The following is a 15,301-nucleotide window of genomic DNA, read 5'->3' as shown; positions in this document are numbered from 1 at the left end:
AGAGAAGTTCACCCGTAAAGCGGCACATACATCCGATGAATTGTCGCGCCGGGAACTCTGACCCCAGCTCGGACGTCTGGCCGGTATGGCCTTCCTCCGGTGGCCCGGGCCGGTGCCGCCGGCGGGAACGTTCGACCGGCTGGGCGTCGTGGCGGACTCGATCGCCGAGCTCTACGCGAAGCTGTCCGGGCCGGCGGTCAAGGCGTTCGGCACGCTGCCGCCCCTGCCCGCGGAACGCGACCCGCTCACCGGCGCCCAGCGGGTCGCGGCGGCGATGGCCCGCCACCTCGGCATCGGCGACGCCCGGGTGATCGTCGGCTTCAGCGCGCTCGGCGGGCACGTCGGCGAGGTCGAACTGGGGCCGGGCCCGGAGTACTTCGTCACCCTCAGCGCGCGCTACCAGGACGACCCGCGCGACATCCCGGCGGTGCTGGCGCACGAGGTGACGCACGTCTTCCTGCACCGCCACGGGCTCCGCCACGCCGACCTCGCCCGCCACGAAATCCTGACCGACACGGCAACGCTCTACCTGGGCCTCGGCCGGCCGATGCTGGCGGCGTACCGCGTCGACGTCACGCAGGGGCGCTACACCCGCCGCCGGACGACGTCCCGGGTCGGGTACCTGTCGCCGCCGGAAATGGGGTACGTGCCGGCGAAGCGGGCGCTGGCGTTCGGCGAGGAGGTCCGGCCGTTCCCGGGCCCCGCGGCGGAGGCGTACCGGCTCGGCCACACCCGCGCGCTGGCGGACTACGCGCGTCCCCCGCTGTCCGGCGCGAGCCGCGCGGCCCGGGCGCGCTACCGGCAGGACCGCGACCACCACCGGCCGGCCGCGGACTACCGCTTCGACGGCGCCAAGGTCGCGTTCGCCTGTCCCGCCTGCGGCCACGGCACCCGGCTGCCGGTCGGCCGCTCGGTACGGGCCCGCTGCCCGGTCTGCCGGTCGGTCTTCGGCTGCGAGACCTAAAGCGGCGGCAGCGCCGTCGATTCCAGCCAGCGGGTGAAGAACGCCGTCAACGGGCGGCCCGCGTACGCCTCCGCCGTCGTCACGAACTGGCCCGTCGTCACCAGCCCGTGCCGGTGCTCGACCGCCCACGCCTTCAGCATCGCGAAGAACGCCGGGTCGCCGATCTCCGCTCGCAGGGCGTGCAGGGTCAGAGCACCGCGCTTGTAGACGCGCTCGTCGAACATGCGCGACACGCCCGGGTCGGCGATGCGGACGTCGGCCGGCTTGAGCTTCACGCGTGCGTGCCAGTCGCGGGCCAGTGCCTGCGCGGACGGGCCGCCGGACTCCTCCGACCACAGCCACTCGGCGTAGGTCGCGAAACCCTCGTTCAGCCAGATGTGCCGCCAGTCCGCCACCGTCAGGCTGTTGCCGAACCACTGGTGCGACAGCTCGTGCAGCACGAGCCGCTCGAAGGTGCGGCGGCCGTCGACGTGGTTGGCGCCGAAGATCGCCATGCCCTGCGCCTCGATCGGGTCGTCGAGGTCGTCGTCGGTGACGACGATGACGTACTCGTGGAAGGGGTACGGCCCGAAGAGCCGCTGCAGGAACTCCATCATCCGGCCCTGCCGCCCGAAGTCGCGGTCGAACGCCCGGCGCAGCCGCGGTGGCACGGCGGCCCGCTGCGGCACGGTCTCGAAGACCGTCTCGACCTGCCCGCTCGCGCGCCCGAAGCCGAGGCTCAGCCGGCGCAGGCCCACGCCCGTGTGCGGGAACCAGCCGCGGCCGGTCAGCTCGAGGTCGTCGTAGCGGCCGACCTGCACGCTCATCAGGTACGTCGCCGTCGGCTCCGGCCGGTCGAACACCCACCTCGTCGTGCTGGCCGACGTGGTCCGCTCGACGAGGGTGCCGGTGACCGCGACCAGGTACGGCGACGCCGTCGTCACGCTCACCCGGTACGACGCCTTGTCCGACGGGTGGTCGTTGCAGGGGAACCACGACGGCGCGCCGACCGGCTGGCTCGCCACCAGCGCGCCGTCGGTCAGCTCGTCCCAGCCGACGTCACCCCAGCGGCTGCCCACCGGACGCGGGTTGCCGACGTAGTGGACCTCGACGGTGAACGCGGCACCCACCGCGATCGGCTTCGCCGGCTTGACGTGCAGCTTCACCCCGCGCTTCACGTACTTCGCGGGCCGCCCGTCGACCAGCACCCGGTTGATCCGGAACTCGCCGAAGTCGAAGCTGGCGCGGGAAAGCGCCTGCGTCGCCTCGGCGGTGATCACGGCCGAAGCCGACAGCCGGTTCGGCGCGACCTTGTAGTCGAGCGTGAGGTCGTAGTGCCGGACCCGGTATCCACCGTTGCCGTGGGCGGGGAGGTAGGGGTCCCCCGAGGTGTCCGCCCCGGGTGCGGGAGCCGGAGCCTTCGAAATCACCCGTGCCGAACCTTTCCTCGTACCGACGTACCAAACCAGGCTCGCACGGGCGGGTGAGTCCGGCGAGCCAGGTGGGTACTTCGTGACCTTCTACTTACCCGTCCACGCGGAGATCGGGTTGCCCAGCCAGCGCGTGTCGGCGGGCACCTCGTCGCCGCGGGTCACCAGCGAGCCCGGGCCGACCGTGGTGCGCGCGCCGATGCCGGCGCCCGGCAGCACGATGCCGTGCGGGCCGAGCGTCGCGCCCTCGCCGAGCGCCACCCGCGACATGCTCATGATCCGGTCGTGGAACAGGTGCGTCTGCACGACGCAGCCGCGGTTGATCGTCGCGCCGTCGCCCAGCGCCACGAGGTCGGCCTCGGGCAGCCAGTACGTCTCGAGCCAGACGCCGCGGCCGATCTTGACGCCCATCGTGCGCAGCCACGCCGACAGCAGCGGGGTGCCGCCGATCGAGCCGATCAGCCACGGCACCGCGAGGGCCTCGACGAAGGTGTCGGCCAGCTCGTTGCGCCAGACGAAGGAGCTCCACAGCGGGTGGTCGATCTCGCGGAACTTCCCGACCAGCAGCCACTTCATCGCCGTCGCGGTCAGCGCCGCGACGACACCGGCGGCCAGCAGGGCGGGCCCGGCCAGCAGCAGCGCGACGCCGAAGCCGAACGCTGTCGCCGCCCACAGCAGCCCGAAGGCGACCGAAACGGTCAGCGCGACCCCGCACATGACCGGGATGATCCGGCACAGCTCGACCAGCGCCCGCGCCGCCTTCAGGTGCAGCGCCGGGGTGTAGGTGCGGCTCGTGTCGGCGGCACCGATCGCGCGGCGAACCGGCAGCGGCGGCATCCCGAGGTACGACGAGCCCTTCTTCGCCTTCAGGGGCGTCGAGGACAGCACACCCACGAGTCCACGCTTCGGCACCGAACGGCCGGGCGCGGTCATCCCCGAGTTGCCGAGGAACGCCTGCTTGCCGATCCGCGCCGGGGCGACGTGCAGCCAGCCGTGGCCGAGCTCGTAGGTGGCGACCATCGTGTCGTCGGCCAGGAACGCGCCGCTGTCGACCTGGGTCATCTTCGGCAGCGCCAGGACGGTCGACGCCTCGACGTTGCGGCCCACCTTCGCGCCCAGCAGCCGCAGCCAGACCGGCGTGAACAGGCTGGCGTACAGCGGGAACAGGCCTTCGCGGGCCATGCTCATCAGGCGTTCGGTGGCCCAGACCTGCCACGCGACGCGGCCGTGCACCGGGTGGTAGCCCTCGACCATGCCGATGCTCAGCGACCGGACACCGACGAGCACCAGCAGCATGTACGCGCCGAAGTACGCCAGCGTCGCGACCGGCACGAAGACCAGCGCGCGGGTGAACGCGTCGAGCAGCGTCGGCGCACCGGCGATCGCGGAGCCGAGCACGGCGACCCCGGCCAGCGCGGCGATGCCGGGCAGGAACCCGAGCAGCAACGAAGTCGCGCCGTAGACGGTGGCCCAGAAGTGCGACCGCGGGGGACGGCTCGACGGCCACTTCAGCGCGTCGCGCTCGTCCTTGGCCACGCGCGCGGCGGGCGAGCCGGCCCAGCGCTGCCCGGCCGGGACGGCGCCGCGGACGGTCGAGCCGGCCGCGATCTCCGCGCCCTTGCCGATGCGGACGCCCGGGAACAGCGTGCTGCGCGCGCCGATGCGGGCTTCCGCGCCGACGCGGACCTTGCCGATGTGCACGCGGTCGCCGTCGACCCAGTGGCCGGTCAGGTCGACCTCGGGTTCGATCGCCGCACCGCGGCCCAGCTTGAGGAATCCGGTGACCGGCGGCGGCGAGTGCAGGTCGACGTCCTTGCCGATCCGCGCACCGAGCGCCTTCGCGTACGTCGTCATCCACGACGCGCCCGCGACGCTGTCCGCGCCGGAGAACTCGGCGAGCTTCTCGGCCGTCCACAGTCGCAAGTGGACACTGCCACCGCGCGGGTACGTCCCGGGGCGCACGCCCGAGAGCAGGACACGCGCACCGCCGGCGGCGATCGCGATCCGGCCGGCCGGGCTGAACAGCACCACCCAGGCCAGGCCGAGCCACGCCCAGTTCAGCGTCGGCGCCCAGGCGAACCCCAGCAGCGCCAGGACGTTCGACAGCGCGGCGGCGAGCGTCGCCCAGCGCAGCCCGACGAGACCCATCAGCGGGACCGTCAGCAGCGTCTGGATCACCCCGGCGCGACGCGGGGTCGGCGCGATGTCCCGGCGTTCGGTGGCCTGGCCGCTCAGCGCGTCCAGCATCGCGGCCAGCGCGCCCAGCTTGGGGTGGGCGTAGACGTCGGCGACCGACACCTGCGGGTGCCGGGTGCGGATGCGCGCGACCACCTGCGCGGCGGTCAGGCTGCCGCCGCCGTGGGTGAAGAAGTCGGCCTTCGGGTCGTCGACGGACACGCCGAGGATCTCGGCCCAGCCTTCGGCGAGCCAGGTCTCGGTCGGCGACAGCCCGGTCGCGTCCACAGTGGACAACGGCCACGGGAGCGCGGCGCGGTCGACCTTGCCGGAGGTGCGGGTCGGCAGGTCGTCGACGACGGCGAGCAGCGGCACCAGCGCGGCGGGCAGGTGCTCGCGCAGCCGGGTCGCGGACACGTCCAGGTCGAACGGGACCCCCGCCGCGGGCACGACGTACCCGACGAGGACCTGGTTGCCGGCCTTGGTGCGGCGGATCGCGGCGGCCGCGCCCTGCACGCCCGGCAGGGCCTGCAGCGCGGCGTCGACCTCGCCCAGCTCGATGCGGCGGCCGCCGAGCTTGACCTGCTCGTCGAGCCGACCGAGGAACAGCAGGCCTTCTTCTTCCGCGCGGACCATGTCGCCGGAGCGGTAGGCGCGCTGCCAGCCCAGCGACGGCAGCGGCGCGAACTTCTCCGCGTCCTTCTCGGCGTCGAGGTAGCGGGCCAGGCCGACCCCGCCGATGACCAGCTCACCGGTCTCGCCCATGGCGACCGGCTGCCCCTCGTCGTTGACGACGGCGAGCTGCCAGCCCGAGAGCGGCAGGCCGATCCGGACCGGGCCCTCGCCGGTCAGCTGCGCGGCGCAGGCGACGACGGTGGCCTCGGTGGGGCCGTAGGTGTTCCAGACTTCGCGGCCTTCGACGGCGACGCGCTCGGCCAGCTCCGGCGGGCAGGCTTCGCCGCCGAAGATGAGGAGGCGGACGTCTTCGAGCGCGTCGGCGGGCCACAGCGCGGCCAGCGTCGGCACGGTCGAGACGACGGTGATCCGCTGCGCGACCAGCCACGGGCCGAGATCGACGCCGGTGCGGACCAGCGCGCGCGGTGCCGGGACCAGGCAGGCGCCGTGGCGCCAGGCCAGCCACATCTCTTCGCAGGAGGCGTCGAAGGCGACGCTCAGCCCGGCCAGGACGCGGTCGCCGGGGCCGACCGGCTCGTCGGTGAGGAAGAGCTCGGCTTCGGCGTCGACGAACGCGGCGGCGGAGGCGTGCGTGACCGCGACGCCCTTCGGCTTGCCGGTGGAACCGGAGGTGAAGATGATCCAGGCGTCGTCGGCCGGGCCGGGGACGCCGTCACGCCCGCCCGGGGTGCTGTGGACGTGGATCTTGCCGTCGGTCGCGACCGCGGCCACCTGGGCCTCTTCGAAGACCAGCTCGGCGCGCTCGTCCGGGTCGTCCGCGTCGACCGGCACGTAGGCGGCGCCGACGGACAGGGTGGCGAGGATCGCGACGTACAGCTCGGCGGTGCCGGAGGAGATGCGGATGCCGACGCGATCGCCGAGGCCGACGCCGTAGCCGCGCAGCCGGCGGCCGTAGGCGTCGATCTCCTCGAGGAGCCGCCGGTAGGTCAGGGTGGTGCTGCCGTCGTCGATCGCGGCGGCGTTGGGGTGCCGCTCGGCGGTCTCGGCGACGATGTCGAGCAGGGTGCGCTCGCTGGCGCCGAGGCCGGACCAGAACAGCGCCCGCCCGGCGACGGAGGCCGGCGACGGCGCGGTGATCTCCGCGGCGGATTCGGCGGGTTCGATCGTGACGGTCATCGACCGTTCACCCCGGCCGGGAAGAAGACGTGCAGGGACAAACCATGGGCGCGCAAGCCCACCACTCACCTTTCGGGAGCCTCAACCGGGCTCGCTCTCCGGTTGAGGCGCCCGCAACGACCTTTCACCATACCCGCGGATTGCGAAAAGGTGTCCGCAGGGTCACGAGGGAGTGTCGGACCTCACGCGGGCCCGACACGGGGAGAAATCACCGCGTCCGGGCGGCCTTCCCACCGATTTTCGCCTTCGCCTTCTTCTCCCGGACCCGCACGTTCACCCGAACGGGACTGCCGGTGAACCCGAACTGCTCGCGGAACCGGCGCTCGATGAACCGGCGGTAGCCCGCCTCGAGGAAGCCGGTGGTGAACAGCACCAGCGTCGGCGGCCGGATGCCGGCCTGGGTCGCGAACAGCACCTTCGGCTGCTTGCCCGAGCGGACCGGCGGCGGAGTGGCCGCGACCAGGTCGGACAGCCACGCGTTGAGCTGGCCGGTCGGCACCCGCTGGTCCCACGACTTCAGCGCGGTCCGCAGCGCCGGCGCCAGCTTGCGCACCGAACGGCCGGTCAGCGCGGAGATGTTGACCTTCTCCGCCCACGGCACGCGGACCAGGCCGCGGTCCAGCTCGCGGACCATCGCGTGCCGGCGGTCCTCGTCGACCAGGTCCCACTTGTTGAACGCGAGCACGCAGGCGCGCCCGGCCTCGACGACCATGGTCAGCACCCGCAGGTCCTGCTCCGACAGCGGCTCGGCCGCGTCCAGCAGCACGATCGCGACCTCGGCCGCGTCGATCGCGGTCTTGGTGCGCAGCGAGGCGTAGTACTCGGCGCCGGCGGCGAAGTTGACGCGCTTGCGCAGGCCCGCCGTGTCGACGAACCGCCAGGTCTCGCCGTCCAGCTCGACCAGCGAGTCGACCGGGTCGACGGTGGTGCCGGCGACCGAGTCGACGACCGAGCGCTCCTCGCCGGAGAGCTTGTTGAGCAGGCTCGACTTGCCGACGTTCGGCTTGCCGACCAGCGCGACGCGCCGCGGGCCCGCCGTCGCGGCGCCGCCTTCGCGCGGCGACTCGGGCAGGGTCTTGAGGATGGCGTCGAGCAGGTCGCCGGAGCTGCGGCCGTGCAGCGCGCTGACCGGGTGCGGCTCGCCGAGGCCGAGCGACCACAGCGACGCGGTGTCCGCGAGCAGGCGGTCGTCGTCGACCTTGTTCGCGGCCAGCAGCACCGGCTTCTTCGAGCGGCGCAGCACCCTGGAGACGGCCTCGTCGGTGGCGGTGGCGCCGACCGTGGCATCGATCACCAGCAGCACGGCGTCCGCGGTCTGCATGGCCAGCTCGGCCTGGGCGGCGACAGAGGCCTGCAGGCCGGTCGCGTCCGGTTCCCAGCCGCCGGTGTCGACCAGGGTGAACCGGCGGCCGCCCCAGAAGGCGTCGTAGGCGACGCGGTCGCGGGTCACGCCCGGCACGTCCTGCACGACGGCTTCGCGGCGGCCGAGGATCCGGTTGACCAGCGTCGACTTGCCCACGTTCGGGCGGCCGACGACGGCGAGCACCGGCTGCGCGAGCGCGGCCTCCTCGGCCAGCTCGGCCGCCTCGATCTGCGCGTCGAGCGCGGCGAACTCGGTCTCGTCCGACCAGGTGCCGTCGATCTCGCCGACGCTGTCCAACTCTTCCATCACTGACCCAATTTCCCTTATGGCGAGCCGAATCCGTTTTCGGAACGCCAATCGTCCAAAGTCTTCACGAGCGCCGCGAGCTCGCCGCGGAGCTCTTCGGTGCCCTGGTCGAGCCCGGTCTTCCCGGGTCCGACCTTCGGCGTGAACGGCTCCCCCACGAGGATGTCCACGCGTGGGCGCCAGCGCCGCTTGCCGTCCGCCGGCTTGCGCGTGCCCCGCGTCGCGACCGGGAGCACGGTCGCGCCGGAGGCCCGGACCAGCCAGGCCGCGCCGCGTTCGGCCGCGCCGACGTCGCCCGCGCCGCGGGTGCCTTCGGGGAAGATCCCGACGACGCCGCCGCCCTTGAGCACGCCGACCGCCGTCATCAGCGGCCTGCGGTCGATCTCGCCGCGCTTGAGCGGGATCTGCCCGATGGCCACCAGGAACTTCCCGGCGAGCCCCTTGAACAGCTCGGCCTTGACCAGGAACGCCGAACGCCGCGGCAGCATTCCGAAGATCAGCTGCGGCTCGATCATCGAACTGTGGTTGGCGATCACCACCACCGGCCCGGTGGCGGGCATCCGCTCGCGGCCGTGCACGCGGATGCGGAAGGCCGAGCGCAAATGGTACCGGGCGAAAATCCGCCCGGCGTCGTGGAGTGCGCCGACGGATCCCTCGGGGAGTCCGTCAGCTCTCATCGAGCTACCTCGGCGTTGCACCCCGCCAGCAGCCCGCGGTGGCTGGCGAGCTCGCTGAGGGCGACGATCACCTGGTCGATCGACAGTTCCGAAGTGTCGACATGCACGGCGTCGTCGGCCGCGCGCAGCGGCGAAGCGGCGCGCGTGGAATCGAGGTGGTCGCGGCGCTCGACGCTCGCCAGCGCGTCGGCGACCGACGACGACCGCCCGGCGGCGGTGTCCTGGGTGCTCCGGCGGGAGGCGCGGACGTCGGCCGACGCGGTCAGGAAGACCTTGAGCGGCGAGTCCGGCACGACGACGGTGCCGATGTCGCGGCCCTCGACGACGATCCCGCCGCGGTGCCCGACGACGTCGTCGATGATCTGGCGCTGCCTGCCGACCAGCAGCTCGCGCACGTGCGGCACGGCGGAGACGGGCGAGACGGCCTTGGTGACCTCGGGGCCCCGGATGTCGGCGGCGACGTCTTCGCCGCCGAGCCGGATCTCGGGTCGCTCGGGGCTGGTCCCGATGCTGAAGTCCGCCTGGTCGGCGACGGCGGCGACGGCGGCCGGGTCGGCGGGGTCGACGCCGGCGCGCAGCACGGCGAGGGTGACCATCCGGTACATGGCGCCGGTGTCGAGGTAACCCGCCCCGAGCCGGTCGGCGAGCTTGCGGGCGACGGTCGTCTTCCCGGTCCCCGAAGGGCCGTCCAAAGCGACCACACCTCGTAGGGCTCCCGTCACCGGCACTCTCCTCGCGTCCTCGTCCTCGTTCGGGCCGCCCCCCATTCTGCCGGTCGGGGTGCGGAGGAGATCAGTCGGCCCGCGCGCCGAAGCGGGCGACCACCAGCGCGAGCCGCTCCTCCCGGTGCCGCGGCGACAACCGGCGTCCGCGGTCGAGGGTGACCAACCCGTGCAGCGCGCTCCAGAAGACCTCGGTCAGCACGCCCGCGTCCTGGGTGCCCGCCACCGGCTCGATCACCGCGACCAGCCCGCCGTAGGCCTCCTGCATCACCTCCGGGGTGTCCTCCTGGGCGAACGGGAGCTCCGAGGCCAGCGTGAACATCGCGTCGTACAGGGCGGGCTTCTCGCCGGCGAACCGCACGTACGCGCCCGCGACCCCCGCGACCCCGCCTTCCCGGGCGGCCGCGAGCGCCGTGGCCAGCTCGGCGAAGCCCTCCAGGGCGGCCGCCGCCATGATCGCGTCCTTGCCGCCGGGGAAGTGGCTGTAGAGCACCGGCTGGCTGTACTCGATCAAGGCCGCGAGCCGCCGGGTGGTGACCGCGTCCCAGCCCTCGGCTTCGGCCAGCTCCCTGGCCGCGGTGACGATCCGCCGCCCGCGCTCGGTCCGGTCGCGCACACGCCGTTGTCGCTGGGTCATGGCGCTGATGCTAGCACCGCTAGACAAACTAGCGCCGCTAAGTTAGCGTTGCTAGCAATCCTAGCGATGCTAGAAAACTGGAGGGAACACCATGATCGTCACCGGCTACGTCCTCGTCGCACTCGTCTCGCTCGGCATCATCTACGTCGGGCTCAACTACCTCTTCGCACCGGCCAAGATCGCCGCGGGCTTCGGTTTCACCGAGGTCCCCGAAAACGCCGAGAGCTTCCTCAACGTCAAGGGCGGCCGCGACGTCGGGGCCGGGCTGGTCCCGCTGGCCCTGGTGATCTACGGCGACCCGCACGCACTGGGCTGGGTCATCCTCACCGCGGCCCTCTGGCCCGTCTTCGACATGCTGATCGTCCTGCGCCACCGCGGGAAGAAGGCGGTCGCGTTCGCCGTCCACGGCCTGACCGCCGTCGTGATGGTCGTCGCGGCCGCGTTGCTCCTGCTCGGCTGAACGTCGCGAATCGGACAGGTGGGTTACGGTGGTTGGGTGAACGTCGAAGTAACCCCTCTTCCCGGCATCGGGGTCCGCAAGGACTTCAGCACCCGTACCGGCCGCCGCATCGGCGTCGTGTCGCAGCGGGACGGCCACACCGAGCTCATCGTGTCGAAGGCGGACGACGCCGACGCGTGCGCCGCCTCGATCCCGCTGACCGCGGACGAGGCGGGCACGCTCGCCAACCTGCTCGGGGCGCCGCAGCTGGTCGCACAGCTCACCGAGGAGCACCAGGACCTGCCGGGGATCAGCACGAAGCAGCTGCCGATCAAGCCGTCCGGCCCGTTCGACGGCCGCACGCTCGGCGACACGGCGATGCGCACCCGCACCGGCGTTTCGGTGGTCGCGGTGGCGCGGGCGGGCCAGGTCCACCCGTCACCCACGCCGGACTTCGCCCTCACCGGGGGTGACCTGCTGGTCGCGGTCGGCACGAGCGAGGGCCTCGAAGCCGCCGCCAAGATCCTCAAGTACGGCTGAGCGGCCGATGGACCACACCGCGCTGTCCCTGATCGAACTGGGGGCGGTCTTCTTCGTGCTGGGCGCGCTCGGGCGCCTGGCCGGGAAGATCGGCCTCTCCCCCATCCCGCTCTACCTGCTCGGCGGCCTCTGCTTCGGCTCCGGCGGGCTGATCCCGCTGACCGACATCGGCGGCTTCACCCACCTGGCCAGCGAAATCGGCGTCGTGCTGCTGCTGTTGCTGCTCGGCCTGGAGTACTCCGCGGCCGAGCTGTTCACCGGCCTGCGCCGCTCGTGGACCGCGGGCCTGCTCGACATCGTCCTCAACGCCGCGCCCGGTGCGGCGGTCGCACTGCTGCTGGGCTGGGGCCCGGTCGGCGCGATGGTGATGGCGGGCGTCACGTACATCTCGTCGTCCGGCATCGTCGCCAAGGTGCTCGGCGACCTCGGCCGCCTCGGCAACCGCGAAACGCCGGTGGTGCTGTCGATCCTCGTGTTCGAGGACCTGGTGATGGCGCTCTACCTGCCGATCCTCACGGCGGTGCTGGGCGGCGTCAGCTTCCTCGGCGGCATGGAGGCCGTCGGGATCTCGCTCATGGTGATCACGGTGGTGCTGGTGATCGCGCTGAAGTTCGGCCGGTACGTCTCGGCCGCCGTCGACAGCCCCGACCGTGAGGTGTTCCTCCTCAAGGTCCTCGGCGCGGCCCTGCTGGTGGCGGGCATCGCATCGGCGATGCAGGTGTCGGCCGCGGTCGGCGCGTTCCTGCTCGGCATCGCGATCTCGGGTTCGACGGCGGAGAACGCGACGCACCTGCTGGAGCCGCTGCGCGACCTGTTCGCGGCGGTGTTCTTCGTGGTGTTCGGCCTCAACACGAACCCGGCGTCGATCCCGCCGGTCCTCGGCTGGGCCGTGGTGCTGGCGGTGGTGACGACCCTGACGAAGGTCGGCACCGGCTGGTGGGCGGCGCGAAGGCAGGGCATCGGGAAGATGGGCCGCGCTCGCGCGGGAGCCGCGCTGGTGGCCCGCGGCGAGTTCTCGATCGTGATCGCGGGCTTGGCGGTGACGGCGGGCGCGGTCGAGGGCGAACTGGCGGCGCTGGCCACGGCGTACGTCCTGCTGATGGCGATCCTCGGCCCGACGGCCGCCCGGGTGGTGGAGCCGATCGCCCGCGCACTGCAACGCAAGGCGACCGCGAAGACGGCCCCGGTCGAGGCGAACTGACGCCGGCCCGCCCGGCCGGCTTCGGCGGCCGGGCGGGCGCAACGGCTCGCGCGCCCGAAGGCTCGCCGAGCAGAAGATCAGGTCGCGGCGGCGATCGCCGCGGAACGCAAGTCCTTGCGCGGTGATCGCCGGACCGATCGAGGTCCGGAACATGCGCGGCCTGCTCTTCGCCGACGGCGTCATGGTGAAGCACATAGCCGGCGCGGCCGAAGTCAGACCTCGAGCGCCCACCGCACGTACCGCTGCTTCGCCGTAAAACCCGCCTTCACGAAAACCCCGGACACCCCGGCCGGATCCGCCGAGTCGACGTTCAAGCTCGCCCGGTGGTACCCCGACCCCGCCGCGGCCCGCAGCGCGTGGGCCAGCAACGCGCCCGCCACACCTCGCCGCCGGAACTCCCGCAGCGTCCCCACGACCATGAAGTGCGCGTCGCGAACGCCGGTCGCCGCCGTGTCGGCCTCCCACGACATCGTCACCAGCACGCCCACCGCGACCCCCGCGTGCCGGGCCAGGAAACTGACCTCCGGCCGGAACGTCTGGTTGACGATCTTGTTCCGCCACTGGTCCACCGGCATCGGCGCGGCACCCCAGAAATCCCGGTAGGCCTCGTTCCGCACCGAGCGGAAGTCCTCGTCGCCCGGCGGCGACCACGCCTCGATCCGCAGCCCCGGCACGACGACGTCGGTCACGCCCGAAAGCGCGTGCTCCATCCGCTGGAAGTACCGGGCGGGCGCAAAACCCCGGGACCGCACGAGTTCCGGGACTCCGGCGATGTGCTCGGCCTTGTGCACGTCGACCACCAGCCGCAGCCCCGGGTGGTGCCGGGCGTGCACCACCTTCGCCGCCGCCACGCCCGCTTCGAGCAACGCCGTCCCGATGCCGCGGCGGCGGTACGCGGGGTGCACGCCGCCGTCCAGGAAGACCCGGTGGACCTCCGACGCGGACGCCTTGTGGCGGACCTTCATGTAGCCCACCAGCGTCTCGCCGTCGAACGCGGCGAGGCTCGCCCGCCCGAGGTCCGCGTACGGGTCGATCAGCTCCTGTCGCGTGTCCTCCGCGGTGTAGTTCTCCCCGATCCGGTCCACGGCCTCGATGGCGTTGAGCAGGTCGGCCGACGCCTGGGCGTCCGCGGGCACGAGCGGCCGCCACGTGAGTTCGCGCATCCGCCGACCGTAGCCACGGCGGAACCGCGCTGTCGCGCGAGTTTCCCGGCTACCGCAGGTCCGCCCGGGCCGCCGACGGCACGTGCTCGCCGCCGGCCGGGGCCGGGTGCGTGGTCGCCGCCGGGACGACGCCGGCCAGCGGGACCGACGCCGACGTCCGGGCCAGGTCCAGGGTCACCCGGCCCGGCTGGGCGGGTCCGCGGACGAAGCTGCCGTCCGTGCCGCCGATGATCAGCGCCAGCGCGTGCCCGCGCGGCACGACGTGGTCGGTCGAGGCCAGCCGGAACGTCATCGCGTACGCCGTGCCCGGGGTCAGCACCCGTTCCTGGGAAAGGGAAGCGTAGTTCGCGAGGTCCGCCCAGCCCCGGCTCAGGATCGTGTAGTTGACCTTCTTCACGTCCGCCGACGCGATCCGGTAGCAGGCGTCGTCCCCGGTCGCCGACGAGCCCCAGCAGTTCTCCGCCGTCCCCGTCTTGATCCCCTCGCCGCTGCCGGCGAAGTTGCGGATCGTCGCCGGGCCGAGGTCGACGAGCAGCGCCGAAAGCCGCGCCGACGACGTGCTCGGTGTCGCCGTCACGGTCAGCGTCGTGGTCCCGGACACCTGGACGTCCGACGGCAGCGCCCCGGTCGAGTAGGTCAGCGCGGCGCTGCCCGGGTTCGTCACCCAGGTGTCCTCGCCCAGGTTCGGGTTGTCGGTGAAGGACGCCGTCCCGGACGCCGCCGAAGTGCCGAGCGTGCCGCCGCTGTGCGGCCGCAACGTCGTGGCCACCGCGTTCGCCGCCGGGTACGCGCTCTGGTCCACCCACTGGTCCGGCTGCCGCTCGACGCTGGCCTGCGGCCCGTTCTGGACGCCGTTGTCGATGCCGAGCAGGTAGTGGTCGAACCACCGGTGCAGCAGGTCGACCCAGTCCGCGCGCCGGTAGTCGAACGGGTCGACGTGCCCGGTCTGCGACAGCCAGATCTTCTTCTCGACGTTCAGCCCGGCCCACCACTGTCCGAAGTGGATGGTCTTGACGTTGAGGTCGTTGACGCCGTGGGAAAGCAGCACGCTGGCACGCACGTTGCCCGCGGTCCGGACGTAGTCGCGGTCCGCCCAGAGCGGCCCGTAGTCGCCGTTGGCCGTGGCGCCCTGCCGGAGCACCTGGTTCTGCGCCGCGCAGTTCTGCCCGCTGTTGCGCGCTTCGACCGTCTGGGCCAGCCCGTCCGGGTTGAACCCGAACGTCGCGCCGTCGGAGCGGTAGTAGTCGTACCAGGAGCTGATCGCCGAGATCGGCACGATGGTCTTCAGCCCGGCCACGCCGGTCGCCGCGACGCCGTTGGCGATCGTGCCGTCGTAGGACTTCCCGATCATCCCGACGTTCCCGGTGCTCCAGCCCGCGGTCACGGCGCTGCCGCCGGTCTTCGCGCTGTAGCCGGTCGCGCGGCCGTTGAGCCAGTCGACGACCTTGCGCGCCGAGTCGACGTCCGAAGCGCCGCCGACGTCCGCGCAGCCCGCCGAGCGGTTGGTCCCGGCCAAGTCGACGAGCACCACCGCGTAGCCGCGGGGCACGAAGTAGTTGTCGTAGAACAGCGGGAACTTCACCGGCTTGCCGGCGCTGTCGTAGGACTTGAGCTCGCTCTCGTTGCCGCGCCCGCAGCACGAGTAGTACGGGCTGGCGTCCATGATCACCGGCACCCGCGAGGTCGCGCCGTTCGGGCGCACGATGTCCGCGGCGACGCGGTCGGACCGGCCGTCACCGTCGCCGTCGTGGCCGATGTCGACCCAGACCGTCTCCCGGATCGCCGACGCGTAGTCGTAGACCGGCTCGCTCCCCGCGGGAGCCGCGGCCGCCGGGGCCACCGCGCCGGACAGGAGCACCGCGAGGATTCCGCACACCACTCCGAGTCGCATGC

At 72.7% G+C, this 15,301-nt stretch carries 12 protein-coding genes; 4 read left to right on the top strand and 8 right to left on the bottom strand.

Annotated elements, in window-relative coordinates:
- Positions 1-85: 85 nt before the first annotated feature.
- Positions 86-964, top strand: coding sequence for a hypothetical protein (locus MUY14_RS05925; RefSeq protein WP_247021602.1), 879 nt, complete (start codon positions 86-88; stop codon positions 962-964).
- Here the strand turns inward: MUY14_RS05925 and MUY14_RS05920 are convergent.
- The 6 genes from MUY14_RS05920 to MUY14_RS05895 form a co-directional block, all read right to left on the bottom strand.
- Complete coding sequence (locus MUY14_RS05920; RefSeq protein WP_247021600.1) at positions 961-2,373, bottom strand: M1 family metallopeptidase; 1,413 nt, start codon at positions 2,371-2,373, stop codon at positions 961-963. The two genes, MUY14_RS05925 and MUY14_RS05920, sit on opposite strands and share 4 nt — an antisense overlap.
- Positions 2,374-2,463: 90 nt before the next feature.
- On the bottom strand, positions 2,464-6,360 hold the full coding sequence (locus MUY14_RS05915; RefSeq protein WP_247021598.1) for a Pls/PosA family non-ribosomal peptide synthetase: 3,897 nt from the start codon (positions 6,358-6,360) through the stop codon (positions 2,464-2,466).
- A 208-nt stretch (positions 6,361-6,568) separates the two neighbouring features.
- Positions 6,569-8,029, bottom strand: a complete 1,461-nt coding sequence (gene der / locus MUY14_RS05910; RefSeq protein WP_247025069.1) for a ribosome biogenesis GTPase Der — start codon at positions 8,027-8,029, stop codon at positions 6,569-6,571.
- Between the two features lie 17 nt (positions 8,030-8,046).
- A complete protein-coding gene (locus tag MUY14_RS05905; RefSeq protein ID WP_247021596.1) occupies positions 8,047-8,706 on the bottom strand; it encodes a 1-acyl-sn-glycerol-3-phosphate acyltransferase in 660 nt (219 codons plus the stop codon).
- A complete protein-coding gene (cmk, locus tag MUY14_RS05900; protein ID WP_247025068.1) occupies positions 8,703-9,407 on the bottom strand; it encodes a (d)CMP kinase in 705 nt (234 codons plus the stop codon). Before cmk ends, MUY14_RS05905 begins: the two co-directional genes overlap by 4 nt.
- 91 nt (positions 9,408-9,498) lie before the next feature.
- Entirely contained in the window at positions 9,499-10,065 is a 567-nt protein-coding gene (locus MUY14_RS05895; protein ID WP_247021594.1) for a TetR/AcrR family transcriptional regulator, read from the bottom strand.
- A gap of 91 nt (positions 10,066-10,156) precedes the next feature.
- Between MUY14_RS05895 and MUY14_RS05890 the strand changes: the two genes are divergently transcribed.
- Genes MUY14_RS05890 through MUY14_RS05880 form a run of 3 tightly spaced genes read left to right on the top strand, consistent with a single transcriptional unit; the run spans position 10,157 to position 12,245 of the window.
- Entirely contained in the window at positions 10,157-10,525 is a 369-nt protein-coding gene (locus tag MUY14_RS05890; RefSeq protein WP_247021592.1) for a DUF4267 domain-containing protein, read from the top strand.
- Between the two features lie 36 nt (positions 10,526-10,561).
- Positions 10,562-11,044, top strand: coding sequence for a cation:proton antiporter regulatory subunit (locus tag MUY14_RS05885; RefSeq protein ID WP_247021590.1), 483 nt, complete (start codon positions 10,562-10,564; stop codon positions 11,042-11,044).
- 7 nt (positions 11,045-11,051) lie between these two features.
- Complete coding sequence (locus MUY14_RS05880) at positions 11,052-12,245, top strand: cation:proton antiporter (RefSeq protein WP_247021588.1); 1,194 nt, start codon at positions 11,052-11,054, stop codon at positions 12,243-12,245.
- A gap of 212 nt (positions 12,246-12,457) precedes the next feature.
- Here the strand turns inward: MUY14_RS05880 and MUY14_RS05875 are convergent, their stop codons facing one another.
- Positions 12,458-13,408, bottom strand: coding sequence for a GNAT family N-acetyltransferase (locus MUY14_RS05875; protein ID WP_247021586.1), 951 nt, complete (start codon positions 13,406-13,408; stop codon positions 12,458-12,460).
- A 49-nt stretch (positions 13,409-13,457) separates the two neighbouring features.
- Positions 13,458-15,299: a Xaa-Pro dipeptidyl-peptidase gene (locus tag MUY14_RS05870; RefSeq protein WP_247021584.1), complete on the bottom strand. Its 1,842-nt coding sequence runs from the start codon at positions 15,297-15,299 to the stop codon at positions 13,458-13,460.
- Positions 15,300-15,301: the final 2 nt, after the last annotated feature.

Source organism: Amycolatopsis sp. FBCC-B4732 (genome assembly GCF_023008405.1).
GTDB classification, from domain to species: domain Bacteria; phylum Actinomycetota; class Actinomycetes; order Mycobacteriales; family Pseudonocardiaceae; genus Amycolatopsis; species Amycolatopsis pretoriensis_A.
This window is presented reverse-complemented; position numbering and strand designations above follow the sequence as displayed.